The organism is Glycomyces algeriensis, assembly GCF_027622855.1.
Lineage (GTDB): Bacteria > Actinomycetota > Actinomycetes > Mycobacteriales > Micromonosporaceae > Glycomyces > Glycomyces algeriensis.
In genome coordinates this window covers 87,007-102,256 of record NZ_JAPZVR010000009.1, presented here as the reverse complement: position 1 = coordinate 102,256, position 15,250 = coordinate 87,007, and the positions used below count along the sequence as shown (strand labels likewise).

Genomic DNA, 15,250 nt, shown 5'->3' with positions numbered 1-15,250 from the left:
GGCCTGCCGGCCCGGGCCGCTCAGTCGCGGGCGCGGGCCTCACGGCCCGCGCCCTGTCGACTGTTACTTGGCGATCTCTAGCGCAGGCTTCTCGGCGACGCCGAGCTCCTTGGCCTTGCCGAGGAGGCCCGAGAGCACGTCGTGGTCGCCGCCGCCCTGCATGAGCTTGACGAGCGCGGCGGAGACCGTCAGGTTCTTGACGTCCTCGCTGCCGACCCCCGACAGGACGCCCTTGAGGTCCTCGGCGAACGACGTGGAGCCGTTGCTCCAGGTGGCCGCAACCGACTGCGCCACTTCGGAGTGGGCGACGAAGCCGTCGACGGCCTTGCCGTAGCCGATCGCGCCGACGACCCGGTCGAAGAACTGGGTGTCGCCGCCGACCAGCGAGATGTCGGCGTTGCTGAGCCCGGCGGAGATGACCCCGGCCTGCTGCTCGGCGATCGAGCGGCGGGCTTCGATCTCCATGCCCCGCAGCTCCTTCTCCATCTCCAGGCGCAGGCGGTACTCCTCGTGCCCGCGGCTGGCGTCGGAGAGCGCGTCCATCGCCACGGCCTTCTCGGTGAGGCCCACGGACTCGGCGAGGAGCCGCTCGCGCAGGGCGTTCGCCTCGGCGGTGCCCTTCGCGGCCTGGGCCTCGGCCTCGGCCAGGCCCTTCGCGGAGGTCGCGGTCGCCTCGGCCTTGCCGATGGCGGCCTGGGCTTCGGCCTCGGCCTTGCCCTTGGCCTCGGCGGCCTTCGCCTCGGCGAGCCCGCCCTTCTCGATCGCGTCCGCCTCGGCCTCGCGGACCTGGACGGCGGCCAGACCCGGGGCGGCCGCGATGGCCTGGTCCCCTTCGGCCTGGCGGATCTTGGCGCGGGCCTCGAGCTCGGCGGCCTGCTGGGCCGCTTCGGCCTCGGTGAGGCGCTGGCGCGCAAGGTGCTTCGAGGCGGCTTCGCCGGCCTCGGCGGCCTTGATGTCCTTGACCAGGCTCTCCTGGGCCTCGGCCTCGGCGAGGATGATCACGCGCTGGCGCTCGCGCTCGGCCTCTTCGACCGCGCGCAGTCGCTTGATGCCCTCTTCCTGCTCGGCGACGGTCTTCTCGACGGCGATGCGCTCGCGGATGACGTCGGCGATGTCGCGCTTCTGCGCCTCGAGCTCCTTCTGGGCGGCGATGCGGGCGAGCTCTTCCTCGCGCTCGCGGCCGACGACCTCGAGGATGCGGTCCTTCTCGATGCGCTCGGTCTCGACGGCGATGACGCGCTCGCGGTTCTTCTCGGCGACGGCGATCTCGCGGAGGCGGTTCTCGTGCTGGATGCCCGTGGCCTCTTCGGTCTTGATGCGTGCGGTCTCGCTCTTGAGGCGCTCCTCGGCCTGGACCTTCTGGACCTCGGCGGACTCGCGGGCGCGCAGGGTCTCGATCTCGCGCTGCTGGCGGATCTCGGCCTCGGTCTGGCGGCGCTCGAGTTCGAGCACGGCCTCGCGGGCCTCGACGTCCTGGCGCTTGATCTCCTTCTCCTCGGTGCGGCGGTGCTCGTTCGTGGTGACCGCTTCGATCGCGGTGAGCTGGGTGATCTTGCGGATGCCCTGCGCGTCGAGGATGTTCTTGGGGTCGAGCTGGTCCATCGGGGTCTGCTCGAGGTAGTCGATGGCCGCGTCCTCGAGGGAGTACCCGTTGAGGTCGGTGCCGATGACGTTGAGGATGCGGTCGCGGAACTCGTCGCGGTTGGTGTACAGGTCGGTGAAGTCGAGCTGCTTGCCGACGGTCTTGAGCGCCTCGGCGAACTTGGCGTTGAACAGCTCCTGCAGCGTGTCCTGGTCGGAGGCGCGCTTGGTGCCGATCGCGCCGGCGACGTTGAGGACGTCCTCGACCGTGGCGTTGACGCGCACGAAGAACGTGATGGAGATGTCGGCGCGGATGTTGTCCTGGCAGATCAGGCCGTCCTTGCCCGCGCGGTTGATCTCGATGGTCTTGACCGAGATGTCCATGTACTCGGCGCGGTGGATGATCGGCAGCACCAGCGCGGAGGTGAAGGAGACCTTGCGGGTGCGCAGCTTCGTCACGACGAGGGCTTGGCCGGGCGCGACCTTCCGGTACAGCCGGACGACCATGAGTATCACGCCGATGAAGACGAGCGCGCCGACCACGAGGCCGATCAGCGCCGTCGAGTTGGAGGTGTCCATGCGATGGTTCCTAACGAGACTTCGGGGGAACGGGGACTTTCAGGCGGGGCGACGCGCGAGCCAGCGCCGCCGCGGCGGGCGTGACCACACCCTAACCAAGGCGCGCCAGGTTGTGGGTACGCGAGGGTGGTGCGGGCACGAATCGGGGGAGCGCAAACCGGGCACTCGGTGGCAATACGTGGCGGTCCACTGTGAGGTGGGAGTGAACTCACGGTGCGGCGGTGCTCAGGACTCCATGACGAGGCCCGGCGGGAACGCCACCGGTACGACCAGGAAGACCTTCTCGACCTCGTCGTAGTCGAAGACCACGACCTTGGAGTGGCGCGCGAACAGCTCCTCGTCGAGTCCTTCGGGCTCGTGCGGGGAGCGGCGCACGTTGATGAGCAGGAGGCTGCCCTCGTCGTCGGTGATCTCGGCCTGGCCGGAGTCGAGGGTGACGGTGCCGGTGCGCACCACGCAGACCCGGCCGACGAGGTCGGCGTGCGCGGTGGCGGGCGCGTCCTCGAAGAGCCGGCCGAGGGGCTTGGTGAGGAGCTTGGCGCCGAGCATGCCGACGCCGATGCCGGCGACGAGCACGGCGGTGCCGGTGAGGGCGGGCGGGATGAACATGTCCGCACTGCGCACCCAGGTGGTGCCGAGCACGGTCACGATCCAGCCCAGGATGATCCACAGCGAGAGGACGACGGTGAACGGGACCGCGCCGAACCCGAAGGCCGACCAGAAGCCGCCGGCGTCGAGTTCGGCGTCGCCCACGTCCACGATGTCGACGTCGAGCGCGCCGATGATCACCGTGATCCAGTAGAGGACGACGACGACGAGGCCGAAGGAGAAGACGACCGGTGGGAAGGATAGGGCTATATCCAGGAACTCACTCATGGGGCACGGGTCCTTCTTGGCGAAGCCGAGGGCCCGCGGGCAGCGGATGCGGGCGCTTGCGGCGCTGTAGGCGTTCGGCCGGTCTCTCCGGGTCAGCGAGATCGGGCCTGCTTCTAGGGTAATGCACGCGCCCCCTCCGGGGAAGGTTGCGCAAAGCGGACGGTCGGCCCGCCGACCGGCGATGCGGACGGGATCGCGGCGGCACTCCGGGAAGTACCGGGGCCCCTCCCCCTCCCCCCACCCCCCGCTCCCTGTCGCTCGTGTGCGGATGACGGTCGATGACGGTCGTCGTCTTCCCTGAGGCCTCCCCTCCCTTCCTTCTCGCTCGTTCCGTTGGGATTCGCGCTTGGTGGCAATGATGGCGGGGCGAAGCTGAAGCCACGCTGAAGACGCCTGAAGGCGACTTCAGGAAACGCCGCGGGCCCCGGGCCCGCGTCCGGGCCCCGGCACTGGGCAGGGCCGGGGCGCCTCTCCGCGATATGGTGTGACCGGTCGAACAGCTCGTCCGTTCGCAAGGCGGACAGGCCGTCACTCACATCGCGCAAGGAGGTCCGGTGCCCGGTTTCCAGACCGCACTGGCGAACGCGGCCGCAGGCTGCGACGCCGCCGCCGCCCGCCTCGCCCAGGTGGCGCAGCGCCTCGGCGACGCCGCCTTCCAGACCCCGGTGGACCCCGGGCTCCTCGCGGCCGAGCGCCAGGTCGCCGACGCGGCCGCCGCCTCCGCGCAGCAGCTGCGCGCCGACCCCGAACTGCTCCACGCCGGACGCGTCATCCTCCATGAAGGACGGACGCTGCCGCTCGTCGTGCCGTTCGGCGCCCGCGGGCACCTCGCGACCTCGGTGGACGCCCGCGTCGAGGGCGTCGCGAACCTCGTGCGGACCGCGATCCTCCACGCCGTCGGCACCCGCGAACCGGGCGGGCTGCGGGTGGTCGGGATCGACACCGCGACGCTCGGGGCGTCGTTCGCGCCGCTGCGCCCGCTCGCCGACGCGGGCGTGATCGAAGCGGTCGCCACGGACGCGCGCGCCGCGGCCGACGCCGTGGCCCTCGCCGAATCCCAAGTGGCCGAACGTATCGCGGGCCGCCGCACCGACCGGATGCTGCTCGTCGTGGCGTCGCTCGGTGAGGCGCCGCGCCAGCTCGTCGAACGCCTCTACGCGCTGGCGCGCTCGGGCCTGGCGCACGGCGTCACCGTCCTCGGCTGCGGGCTGCCCGAACTGCCGCAGGCCGCCGTCATGCACGCTTCGGCCGGGGCCGTGACGATCACGAATCCGCCCGCGGCGCCGTTCGGGCGCGGCGAAGGCCTGGCCGCGCCGGTGGACTGGCCTGAAGCACTCGACCCGTCCTTCGTGGCCGGTGAGGCGCTGCGGCTCGCCGAGCGCGCCAAGGCCGCCGCGACCCTCACGTTCGCCGACCTCATCCCGGCCCGGCCCGAGTCGGGCGACCCGTCACGGGGCCTCGAAGTCCTCATCGGACGCGACGCGGCCGGGGAAGTGCGGCTGCGGTTCGACGACGCGACCCCGCACTGGCTCGTGGGCGGGCGCACCGGCGGCGGCAAGACCGTGTTCCTCCTCGACGTCCTGTACGGGCTCGCCTCCCGTTACGCCCCTTCGGATCTGGCGCTGTTCCTGCTTGACTTCAAGGAAGGCGTCTCGTTCACCGAGTTCATCCCGACCGAGCGCGACCCGAGTTTCATCCCGCACGCGCGCGCCGTCGGCGTCGAGTCCGACCGCGAGTACGGGCTCGCGGTGCTCAAGACGCTGAACGAGGAGATGACGCGCCGCTCCACGGTCATGAAGCGGTACGGGGTGGCGTCCTTCGCGGGCCTGCGCGAGCACGAGTCGTACCCGCGGATCGTGTGCGTCGCCGACGAGTTCCAGGTGCTCCTCGCCGGGAACGACCGGGTCGCCTCCGAAGCCGTTGCGCTGCTGGAGAACCTGGCGCGCAAGGGCCGGTCGTACGGGGTGCACCTCGTGCTCGCCTCGCAGACCGTCTCGGGGATCGAGGCGCTGTGGGCGAAGAAGGACTCGATCTTCGGGCAGTTCCCGATGCGCATCGCCCTCCCGGGCGCGCGCACCGTGCTGGAGACGAACAACGATGCGGCGTCGCGGATCTCGCTCGGCCAGGTCGTGGTGAACACCGAGGCCGGCACCGCCGGTGCCGACCGCGTCGCGCGCTTCCCCGACACCGACACGCACGTCATGCACCGGCTCCGCGAGCAGCTCGGCGAGGCCCACTCGGGCGTCGGCGCGCCGCGGGTGTTCTACGGATACCGGCCCGTCCACCTCGCCGAGACCCTTCCGGGCGAACGGAAACCGGGACGCGCCCTGCTCGGCCGCGAAGTCTCGCTGCGCCTCGACGCCGCCGGCGTCGACCTCGACCGCCGCCCCGGCCGGCACCTGGCCGTGCTCGGCTCCGACCCGGTGGGCGGCGAAGCCCTCGAAGCGGCCGTCACGAGCCTCACCGGGAACGGCGCCTCGGTCTGGGCCGCCGACTTCACCGGCGCCGCGATCCTGCAGGATATATCCTATAGGATTTCACCCGAGGCGTTCGCGGCATCGCTCGCCGAGATCCCCGACGACACCGCCGTCGCCGCCTGGGGCCTCGACGCCGCCGCCCTCGACCTCAAAGCGCAGCAAGCACTCCGCGCACTCCTGCGCACCGGCCCCGCGCGCGGCGTGCACCTCCTCGGCTGGTGGCGGAACCTCCGCCGCTTCACCGACGACATCGGCGGCTCCGCCGGCCGCGAGGACGTCGCCTGCGCGCTCGTCCTCAACCTCCCCGGCGGCGAGATCATGAGCCACTTCGGACAGCAGTTCCAGCACTGGAACCCCCGCGCGGGCAGGGCCCTGCTCATCGACCGCCACGCAGACACCGGCGGCGGCAGACTCGTCGTCCCGTTCTCCCGCAACGAGGACCACGGGCCCGGCCCGCAGCGCAGCGGCGGCAACACCCCGATGGAGAGGACCCGCCAGTGAGCGCCTTCGACGACTACATCGCGCAGCTGCGCCGCCTCGACGACGCCCGCCGCACCGCCGACGAGGCCGCCGCCCGCACCGCCACCGCAACGGAATCCCTAGGCCAGCGCACCAGCCGCCTCGCCGAGCAGGCCGCCGCCCAGCGCGCCGTCGTCGACGACCTCGCCCGCGCCGCGCGCATCGCGCCCCCGCGCCGCGCACCGAACCCCCCGCCCCTGCACGGCGACCCGACGGCCGACCTGGACGCCGCCGAGACCGATCTGCGCACGGCCGGCGCGGAACTCGAGGAGGCCAGGTACCTCGCCCACCGGGCGCCGCTCCTGCCGCGCTGGCGCGCGGACGAGCGCAACGGGCTGGTCTACGGGCTGTTCGCGCTCGTCTGCGTCCTGGTGCAGCTGCTCGTGCTGCGCAACCTGCGGGCGGAGGACACACTCGGCGTCGGCCTGCTCGCGGCGGTCCTCATCGGGGCGCCTATCGGAGCGTTCGGCTTGGGCTGGTTGACGATCGGCGTCGCCGCCCGCCCGAAGATCGGCGACGAGGAGAAGCGCCTGGAGCGCAATTACCGCCTCGGCCTGGTCGTCTGCGGCTCGACGCTGGTCGTGGCGTGCCTCGGCTTCTTCAGCTAGGTGGCATTCGCGGCTTATAGTCGCGGCAGCAGCACCGCGCGGGGCCGTTCCCGCCCCTTGCCTTGCGTTGCGCGAGCAGAAGGCTGACACCATGTCCGATTCCAGCGAGCACGGTTCCGACATCACCCAGTACGCCCCGGTCCAGAGCCCGGGCGCGGGCGAGCGGATCGCGAACGACATCCCCCTGGCCAAGCCCGTGTACGGGATCGCCCAGGAGATCAACGACGCCGTCAACGGCGACACCTCCATCGCGGACGCCGCGGGCGGCATCGCCGCCGACCTCGGCATGCTCGCGGCGGGCGGGCTCATGTTCATCAAGGACCCCGTCTACGCGCTCGCGAACGCCGGGCTCACGATCCTGCTGGAGCTGGTGACGCCGTTGAACGACCTGCTCGAGATGGTCTCGGGCGACCCGGGTCAGATGCAGCAGCAGCAGGAGGTCTGGGGCCAGGTCCAGGAGGCGCTGGGCGCGCTCGGCGAGGAGGTCGGCACCGCCGTCGAGTCGGGCATCCCGAACTGGCAGGGCTCGGCGGCCGACGCGGCCTACAACCAGCTGTACGGACTGTCGGCCGCGATCGGCGCGATGGGGCACGAGGCGGGCGGCATCAAGCAGCTGCTGGCCTGGGCCGAGGTGGTCGCGCAGACGATCTACGACGTCATCAAGTCGATCCTCGCCGAGCTGGTGTCGTGGCTGATCATGCGGGGCCTGGTGGCGTTGGCGGCCAGTTCGTTCACGTTCGGCGCGGCGTTCGCGGAGTTCCTGATCAGCGGCATGGTGAAGGCGATGTCCGCGATCTCGCGGGCGATCGACAAGTTCGCGAAGGCGGGCAAGATCTTCGCGAAGATCGCGCCGCTGCTGTCGAAGTTCTTCCTGCCCGCGGGCAAGCCGCTGTGGAAGGCCGTGCTGATGCGCGGGCTGATCACGGGCGGCATCACCGCCGGGCTCGGGGCGGCCACCACGGGCATGCAGCAGTTGTCGGGCGGATCCGGCGGGCAGTCCGCTTCAGTCTCGGCGGGGAGCCCGGTGGGGCTCACTGTGGACCTGGACGAGCTGGACGCCCTCGCGTCGGCGCTCGAGGGCCTCTCCGGCAACGGCGAGTCGATCAACTCGGTCGCCTCGGGCGCGGCCTCGGAGGAGATGACCTGGGGGCTGACGGGCCTCTTCTTCGCCTCGTCGTACCAGGGCTCGTGCGAGGAGGCGGTCGCGTCGACCGGGCAGCTCTCGGGGTCGCTCAACGGGCACGGGCAGATCCTGCGGGACTGCAAGGCGGCATACTGCTCCTCTGACGAGGTCGCCGCGGCGGAGTTCGAGGCGAAGTACAACGAGCTGGCCTAGGAGCCGCACATGGAGGTCTTCGCCCAAGGCGTCGTCGAGGTCGTGTTCGGCGAGGCGTCGCGTGCTGCGCGGCGGCGACGGGCTGCGGGGTTCGCGGCTTCGGTCGGCCTCGGCTTCCAGGAGGAGGGCCGCCCGGGGGACGTCGAGGCGTCGGGGTGGTTCGACGAGCTCGAAATGCTGGGCGTGCCGTTCGTGCAGCCGGTGGCCGACACGTTCGCGGGCTCGTACCAGGGGCGGGACGTGCTCGGGTTCGAGAACCCGGTGTGGAGCAAGCGCAAGCGCCGCCACACCCCGTACCGGTTCACGGCGGTGCGGCTGGCCCGGGCGGTGCCGGACCTGCTGGTCACTGCACCGAAGGACGCGGCCGTGAGCGGGCAGTGGTTCTGGCCCGACCCCAACCGCATGCCGCTCCCCGTGCCGCAGGACTCGGACCGGACGGTGCTCGCCGCCGACCCGGCGCTCGCCGACATGGTCCTCGATCGGCTGATCGCGGCCGGGGAGCGGCCGCTCGACCGGTCGTGGACGGTGCGGGAGAACTGGGCCGTCGGCTGGCATCGCGGCCGCCTGCGGACCCGCGGCGCGAACGATGCGGCGGCGGCGCTGCGGTTCCTCGCGGCGGCCGCCGAGGCCTGCGAGCGCTGAACGCCGGGCGACGCGGTGCGATACGGACGTTGACGCCGTGACACCCGGTTCGACCCGGGTGTCGGCAGACGCCGTGACACCCGGTTCGCCCTAAGGTGCCGGCAAATGCCGGGGCACCCGGTTCACCTTGGAGCGCCCGCTGGATCAGACCCGGACGATCATCTTCCCGGTGTTCTTGCCGCGCATCATGTCGAGGAACGCGTCGACCGCGTGCTCCACACCGTCCACGATGGTCTCGTCGTAGGCGATCTTGCCCTGGCCGAACCATTCGGCCATGCGGGTGCCGAACTCTTCGCGCAGGTGCGTGTAGCCGCCGAGGGTGAAGCCCTTGATGGTGAGGCTCTGCTGGATGACCTTGGCGAGGTTGTCCGGGCCGGGCGCGCGCTCGGTGCTGTTGTAGAGGGAGATCGCGCCACAGGCGGCGATGCGGCCGTCGCGGTTCATGACGTCGAGCGCGGCCTCGAGGTGGTCGCCGCCCACGTTGTCGAAGAAGACGTCCACGCCCTCGGGCGCGAGGGCCTTGAGCTGCTGACGGACGGGCGCGTCCTTGTAGTTGAACGCGGCGTCGTAGCCGTACTTCTCGGTGAGGAGGCGGACCTTCTCGGGGCTGCCGGCGGAGCCGATGACGCGGCCCGCGCCGAGGAGCTTCGCGATCTGGCCGGTCGCGGTGCCGACGGCGCCGGCCGCGCCGGAGACGAAGACGGTGTCGCCCGGCTGCAGGTCGGCGATCGCGGTGAGGCCGACGTAGCCGGTCATCCCGGTCATGCCGAGGATGCCCAGGCGCAGCGAGAGCGGGACGCCCGGGATCTCGGGCACGACGGTGAACCCGGCGGCGTCCTCCTGGACGAGGTCGCGCCACCCGTACTGGTGGAGGACGACCGAACCGACCGGGAGCGCCTCGGCGGCGGACTCCACGACGCGGCCGACCGCACCGCCGGTCATGGTCTCACCCAGGACGAACGGCGGGATGTAGCTCTTGGCGTCGTTCATGCGCCCGCGCATGTAGGGGTCGACCGAGAGGAACGAGTTCGCGACCCGCACCTGGCCGGGCGCGAGCTCGCCGTAGGCGACCTCCGCGATGCGGAAGTCCTCGGGCTCGGGCCAGCCCTTCGGGCGGCGTACGAGCTGGATCTGGGTGCTGACGGCTGCTGACATGACGGTTCCCCTCGTTTTTGTAATGATCGTTCTACTAATATATACTGGAACGATCATTACGCAAAGAGAGGTCGGTCATGGGGCGCACGCAAACCTTCGACACCGGTGAAGTGGTCCGGGCCGCCCGCGGGGTGTTCTGGAAGCACGGCTACGAGGCCGCCTCCGTCCCGGCGCTCGAAGCCGCCACCGGACTGCGCCGATCGAGCATCTACAACGCCTTCGGCAGCAAACGCGGCCTCTTCGACGCCGCCGTCGCCTCATACCTCGACGAGATCGTCCGCCCCCGGCTGGAGCCGCTCAAAGCCGAGCTCCCGGCCCCCAACGCGATCCTCGACTACCTGCACGGCCTGCGCACCGGGCTCGAACAAGCCGGCTCCTTCACCTCCGCGAACGGGTGCCTGCTCATCAACACCGCCGGAGCGCCGATCGCCGACGACGCCACCGTGCGCGACACCGTCGCGGCCTACCGCGCGGAACTGCGCGAGGCCATCGGCAACGGCCTCCGCCGCCACCTCGCCGACGTTCCCGCCGACCAGGTCGAGCGGCTCACCGAGACCTGCACGGCCCTCGTCGTGGCCGCCTACGCGCTCACCCGCGTCGACAACGCCAGCGCCCTCAGCAGCATCGACACGGCCCTCGACCTCATCGACCGGGCTTAGGCGTCCTTGCGGCGCTTGAAGAGGTACACCAGGCCCACCGCGGGCAGGACCAGCGGCACGTAGCCGTACCCGGATCCGAAGTGCGACCACACCGAGGGCTCCGGGAACCAGTGCGGCACCGCGAAGCTCAGCGCGCCCACCGCGAGCACCCCGGCCATCTCCACGCCCACCGCGAGCATCGCGAGGGCGCCCGCGCCGCGGATGATCGCGATCGCGGCCACCAGGTAGATGAGCGCGGCGATCGCGCTCAGCGTGAAGCTCACCGGCGCCTCGTCGAACTTCACGACCACCTGGAACACGGCCCGCACGCCCGCCGAGACGGCGAACACCACGTAGACCAGCACGATGAGGCGGCCGAACCCGGCCGCGAGCGCGCGCGGCGCCGCCTCGGCCTCAGACATGGACCTGCAGCTCCCAGATCTGGTGGACGCGCAGCATGAGCGCCGCCACGATCACGCCCGACGCCGCCACGGTCCCTATCCCCCACCGGCTCCGGTCGATCGAGCCCCAGAAGCACGCCGCCACGGGAACCAGAATCGTCGTCACCAGGTAGGAGAAGAAGAGGGCCTTCCCGTCGCCGGCCTCGCCCGGCACGATCGCGATCGACACCGCGAGCTGCACCAGGAGCAGGACCTCCAGTGCCGCGACGCCGATGAGGTGGCGGCGGCCGACGAGCTGGGAGCGGGCGGTGTCCACGAAGAACCAGGCGCTCATCGCCAGCGCGGCGGCCTGGACGGCGAGGTAGAGCCATTCGATCACGCCTCGACGCTAATACAGGCCTCCGGCGGCGAATCCGAGGCCGCACCGCGAAGTGGCCGCGCCCGGCCCGCCCCGCTCGCCCCGCGAGACGCCCGGGCGGTGCGCGGGCCTGCGTCGGGGGCTCGTGCGGCGAGAGGCCGCACCGCGAAGTGGCCGCCGCATGCCTCGGCCCGGCCCCGGCAGCCCCTCCCGTGACGCCTGAGCGGTGCGCGGGCCCGCGCCGGGGCTTCGCGCGGCGAAGCGTGCGGCTCGGAAACTCGGCGGCGTCCCACCGCGCGACTAGACTTCGCGGCATGGCTGATCTCACGCACGTCGACTCCACCGGGGCCGCCCGGATGGTCGACGTCTCAGAGAAGGACGTCTCGCACCGTTCGGCGCTCGCGACCGGGCGGCTCCTGACCACCCCCGAGGTGGTCGCGGCGCTGCGCGAGAACTCGCTGGCGAAGGGCGACGCGCTGGCGACGGCGCGGATCGCGGGCATCATGGCCGCGAAGCGCACGCCCGACCTGGTGCCGCTGTGCCACCCGATCGCGATCAGCGGCGTGAAGCTCGACCTGACGGTGACCGACGAGGGCGTCGAGATCGCGGCGCGCGTGAAGACCGCCGACCGCACCGGCGTCGAGATGGAGGCCCTCACGGCCGTCTCCGTGGCGGCGTTGACGTTGGTGGACATGGTGAAGGCCGTGGACCCCGCCGCCGTCATCGCCGACATCCGCGTGGAGGAGAAACTCGGAGGGAAGACCGGCACATGGCACCGATAAGCACGCTCGTCGTCGTCGCGTCGAACCGCGCCGCCGACGGGGTTTACGAGGACACGTCCGGGCCGATCCTGATCCAGGGGTTCGCCGCCGCCGGTTTCGACGTGGCCGGGCCGGTCGTCGTGCACGACGGCGACGAGGTCGAGCAGGCCCTGCGCGACGCGGTGGACGACGGCTTCAGCCTGGTCGTCACCTCCGGCGGGACGGGGCTGACCCCCTTGGACCTGACGCCGGACATGACCAGCCGCGTCGTCGACTACGAGGTCCCCGGCATCGCCGAGGCCATCCGCGCCGCCGGGCGCGCGAAGACGCCGCACGCGGCGCTCTCGCGCGGCATCGCCGGCGTCGCGGGGAAGACCCTGATCGTGAACCTCGCCGGGTCCACGGGCGCCGCGAAGGACGGGCTGGCGGTCCTCACCGCCGAGCTCATCGAGCACGCGGTGTCCCAGCTGCACGGCGGCGACCACGCCCGCAGCGATGACGCCGAAGCGGCGCCGGAGTTCAGCGAGGTGGCGAGCGTAGCGCAGGTGCACGGCACCGGTGCGACGCAGCCGCTCGGCGAGATCCCAAGCGCGGCAATGGGATCCGGCGGCACCGAGACAACGCACGCGCCCGGCGACGACACTGACGCACACCGGAGGCAACCCTGATGACCACCCCGCTCCCCTGGGCCGTGGCCCGCGAAACCGCTTGGGCCGCAGGCTATGCGGCCAGGACGCCCGCGGTCGAGCTGCCGTTCGGCGAGGCGGTCGGCTCGGCGCTGGCCGCGCCGCTCGTGGCCGTCTCCGACCTGCCCGCGTTCCCGACCTCGGCGGTCGACGGGTGGGCCGTCGCCGGTGAGGGCCCGTGGCGCGTCGAACCGGCGCAGTTCGGCGGGGCCGTACTGGCCGGCCAGGTGCCGGAGGCGCTCAAACCCGGGCAGGCGGTCAAGATCGCGACCGGCGCGCAGGTCCCCGAGGGGACCGAGGGCATCATTCGCCTGGAGCACACCGAACTTGAGGACGGCCTGGTCAACGGGCCCGCCGCGCGCGAATGGCGCGAGGCCGGCGAGGAGGCCGCGCAGGGCGAGGAGCTGCTCGCGGCCGGCACCCCGATCAGCGCGCCCGTGATCGGCCTCGCGGCCGCCGCCGGGCACGCGACACTGCCCGCGCACGCCAGGCCCGCGGTCCGCGTCGTCGTCTTCGGCGACGAGCTGCTGACCTCCGGCGTCTCCCGCGACGGCCGGGTGCGGGACTCCTTGGGGCCCATGGTCCCCCACATGCTGACGGCCGCCGGCGCGGCGGCCGGGCCGAGCATCGGACCGGTCGAGGACACCCTCGAAGCGCACGTCGCGGCGCTGCGCGAAGCGCTCGCCGACGCGGACCTGGTGTGCACCACCGGCGGCACCATGGTCGGCCCGGTCGACCACCTCCACGCCGCGCTCGCCGAGATCGGCGCGGAGTACGTCATCAACACCGTCGCGGTGCGGCCGGGCTTCCCGATGCTGCTGGCGCGCACCGAGGACGGGAAGTTCATCGCGGGGCTGCCGGGCAATCCGCAGTCCGCGGTGATCGCGGTCGTCTCGCTCGTCGCGCCGCTGCTCGCGGGCCTACGCGGCCTGCCGCTGCCGGAACTCGGCTCCGTGACCCTCGCCGAAGACGTCCCGGGCCGCGGCGGCTTCACCCACCTGGCCCTGGTCGACCGGGCCGGGCACCGCCTCGGCCACCACGGCTCCGCGATGCTGCGGGGCCTGGCGAACGCCGCCGGGTTCGCCGTGATCGGCCCCGACAGCGCTGGGGCCGAAGGCGCCACAGTCGAACTCGCCACCGTCCCTGGAGCGTGAACCCATGATCCGCGCACACGTGCTCGATGCACCGCTCGACGTCGCCGAGCACGAGGCCGCGGTCGCCGCGGCCGAGGCCGGGGCGGTCGTGTCGTTCTCGGGCGTCGTCCGCAACCACGACCACGGCCGGGGCGTACTCCGGCTGTCCTACGAGGGGCATCCGTCCTCGGGCGAGCTGCTGCGCACGATCGCCGAGGAGATCGCGGCCCGGCCCGGCGTGCGGGGCGTCGTCGTCTCCCACCGGATCGGCGACCTCGCGATCGGCGACCCGGCCCTCGTCGCGGCCGTCGCCGCCGAGCACCGCAAGGAGGCCTTCGACGCCTGCGCCGACCTCGTCGACGAAGTGAAGGCCCGCCTCCCCATCTGGAAGCACCAGTTCTTCGACGACGGCACCGACGAATGGGTCAACTGCCCTTAGCGCCGAGCGGTGCATGTCGGGCTCGCAGCGATGCCCGGCGAGCCCGACCCCGCGCTTGCCGCCCGCCGGGATCGACCCGTACACCGACACCGACGGACTCTCTCAACGACAACGGCCGCGGGGCTGGGCCCCGCGGCCGTTTCGCAAAATGTCGTACCCGTGGTGCAGGGTTTATACCGGGGGCCCATCGATGTCCGATTTGCCGGGACCCTCCGCTCACGTTCGCCGCGTCAGGCCGAACCCTCGCCGCCGGCGCCCTTGCTCTCGTCGCCGCCCTTGGCTTCGCCGCCGTCGTCGTCCTGCTGCTTGCGGCCCACGGTCTTCACGAGCACCACGCCGCCGACCACGACCACCAGGAGGCCGAGCAGGATCGCGGCCAGCGCCGCGCCCGTGTTCGAGTCCTCTTCGGCGGCGCCGGTCGCCTCGTCGGTCTCGCCTGCAGTCGGTTCCTGCGTCGTGGGGTCCGCGGTCACTTCGGCGCCGGTCGTGGCTTCGGCGGTCGGTTCCGCGCCGGGCGCGTACAGGCCTTCGGGGATCGACTCGACGGTGAACGTGATCGCGTCGTCCACCCGGTGCCCGTCCTCGGAGATCACCCGGAACGCCAGCGTGTACTCGCCGGGGGTGGTGTAGAGCATCGGCTGGATGAACGTGTCCCCGTCGTAGGCCGGGTCGGCCACGTCGACGACCGTGCCGGCCGGGTCGGTCACCGCGATCTCGGTCGAGGCCTGGTCGAGGATCTCGGAGAACGTGGCCGAGACTTCGGCGGGCGCTTCGGCGACGGTGGCGCCGTCCTCGGGGTCGGTGCCCGTGAGCGCGGCGTGCGCCGCGGCCGGGGAGGCGAGGCCGAGCGTCAGGAGCGCGCCGCTCGCGGCGGCCAGCGCGAGCGCGGCGGCGCGCCGGGCTTTCGAGCGAAGTGTGGGAGTTCGATCCATTTCGCCATAGTGCCACGGAGCGTTCGGTTCCCCGTTGCGGGAAAGGTCACATCAATCACCAGGTCACAGGAGTGGCGTGACGGACGGTGAGCAACGTCGGCGAATATGGCCCGGTTGGCGCAGATAGTA

Annotated in this window: 15 protein-coding genes; 9 read left to right on the top strand and 6 right to left on the bottom strand. The window is 72.0% G+C overall.

Annotation, left to right across the window (positions count from 1 at the left end; translation table 11 throughout):
- Positions 1–63: 63 nt before the first annotated feature.
- Positions 64–2,160, bottom strand: a complete 2,097-nt coding sequence (locus tag O2L52_RS17245) for an SPFH domain-containing protein (protein ID WP_270117013.1) — start codon at positions 2,158–2,160, stop codon at positions 64–66.
- A gap of 225 nt (positions 2,161–2,385) precedes the next feature.
- Complete coding sequence (locus tag O2L52_RS17240) at positions 2,386–3,036, bottom strand: hypothetical protein (protein WP_270117010.1); 651 nt, start codon at positions 3,034–3,036, stop codon at positions 2,386–2,388.
- A gap of 554 nt (positions 3,037–3,590) precedes the next feature.
- On the opposite strand from O2L52_RS17240, the gene O2L52_RS17235 reads away from it, so the two are divergent.
- The 4 genes from O2L52_RS17235 (at position 3,591) to O2L52_RS17220 (ending at position 8,618) form a co-directional block, all read left to right on the top strand.
- A complete protein-coding gene (locus O2L52_RS17235) occupies positions 3,591–6,014 on the top strand; it encodes an FtsK/SpoIIIE domain-containing protein (protein WP_270117009.1) in 2,424 nt (807 codons plus the stop codon).
- A complete protein-coding gene (locus tag O2L52_RS17230; RefSeq protein WP_270117008.1) occupies positions 6,011–6,640 on the top strand; it encodes a hypothetical protein in 630 nt (209 codons plus the stop codon). Before O2L52_RS17235 ends, O2L52_RS17230 begins: the two co-directional genes overlap by 4 nt.
- Before the next feature lie 91 nt (positions 6,641–6,731).
- Complete coding sequence (locus O2L52_RS17225; protein WP_270117006.1) at positions 6,732–7,976, top strand: hypothetical protein; 1,245 nt, start codon at positions 6,732–6,734, stop codon at positions 7,974–7,976.
- 9 nt (positions 7,977–7,985) lie between these two features.
- Entirely contained in the window at positions 7,986–8,618 is a 633-nt protein-coding gene (locus O2L52_RS17220; RefSeq protein WP_270117004.1) for a hypothetical protein, read from the top strand.
- Positions 8,619–8,762: 144 nt separating this feature from the next.
- On the opposite strand, the gene O2L52_RS17215 is transcribed toward O2L52_RS17220, so the two are convergent.
- Positions 8,763–9,773: an NADP-dependent oxidoreductase gene (locus tag O2L52_RS17215; RefSeq protein ID WP_270117002.1), complete on the bottom strand. Its 1,011-nt coding sequence runs from the start codon at positions 9,771–9,773 to the stop codon at positions 8,763–8,765.
- Between the two features lie 77 nt (positions 9,774–9,850).
- On the opposite strand from O2L52_RS17215, the gene O2L52_RS17210 reads away from it, so the two are divergent.
- Complete coding sequence (locus O2L52_RS17210; RefSeq protein WP_270117001.1) at positions 9,851–10,432, top strand: TetR/AcrR family transcriptional regulator; 582 nt, start codon at positions 9,851–9,853, stop codon at positions 10,430–10,432.
- Here the strand turns inward: O2L52_RS17210 and O2L52_RS17205 are convergent.
- Positions 10,429–10,833 (bottom strand): hypothetical protein, encoded by a 405-nt coding sequence (locus tag O2L52_RS17205; protein WP_270117000.1) that lies wholly within the window; start codon positions 10,831–10,833, stop codon positions 10,429–10,431. The genes O2L52_RS17210 and O2L52_RS17205 overlap by 4 nt on opposite strands.
- Positions 10,826–11,191, bottom strand: coding sequence for a hypothetical protein (locus tag O2L52_RS17200; RefSeq protein WP_270116998.1), 366 nt, complete (start codon positions 11,189–11,191; stop codon positions 10,826–10,828). Before O2L52_RS17200 ends, O2L52_RS17205 begins: the two co-directional genes overlap by 8 nt.
- A 293-nt stretch (positions 11,192–11,484) precedes the next feature.
- Between O2L52_RS17200 and moaC the strand changes: the two genes are divergently transcribed.
- From moaC to O2L52_RS17180, 4 genes are read left to right on the top strand one after another with little or no spacing between them, the layout of a single operon-like run.
- The gene (moaC, locus tag O2L52_RS17195) at positions 11,485–11,952 is read left to right on the top strand and encodes a cyclic pyranopterin monophosphate synthase MoaC (protein WP_270116997.1); all 468 of its coding nucleotides are present in this window, start codon (positions 11,485–11,487) and stop codon (positions 11,950–11,952) included.
- Positions 11,940–12,599 carry a MogA/MoaB family molybdenum cofactor biosynthesis protein gene (locus O2L52_RS17190; RefSeq protein WP_270116996.1) on the top strand — a complete coding sequence of 220 codons (660 nt, stop codon included), beginning with the start codon at positions 11,940–11,942 and terminating at the stop codon, positions 12,597–12,599. Before moaC ends, O2L52_RS17190 begins: the two co-directional genes overlap by 13 nt.
- A complete protein-coding gene (locus tag O2L52_RS17185) occupies positions 12,599–13,771 on the top strand; it encodes a molybdopterin molybdotransferase MoeA (protein WP_270116995.1) in 1,173 nt (390 codons plus the stop codon). Before O2L52_RS17190 ends, O2L52_RS17185 begins: the two co-directional genes overlap by 1 nt.
- Positions 13,772–13,775: 4 nt before the next feature.
- Positions 13,776–14,189, top strand: a complete 414-nt coding sequence (locus tag O2L52_RS17180; protein ID WP_270116994.1) for a molybdenum cofactor biosynthesis protein MoaE — start codon at positions 13,776–13,778, stop codon at positions 14,187–14,189.
- Positions 14,190–14,419: 230 nt separating this feature from the next.
- On the opposite strand, the gene O2L52_RS17175 is transcribed toward O2L52_RS17180, so the two are convergent.
- A complete protein-coding gene (locus O2L52_RS17175; RefSeq protein WP_270116993.1) occupies positions 14,420–15,121 on the bottom strand; it encodes a copper resistance CopC family protein in 702 nt (233 codons plus the stop codon).
- Positions 15,122–15,250: the final 129 nt, after the last annotated feature.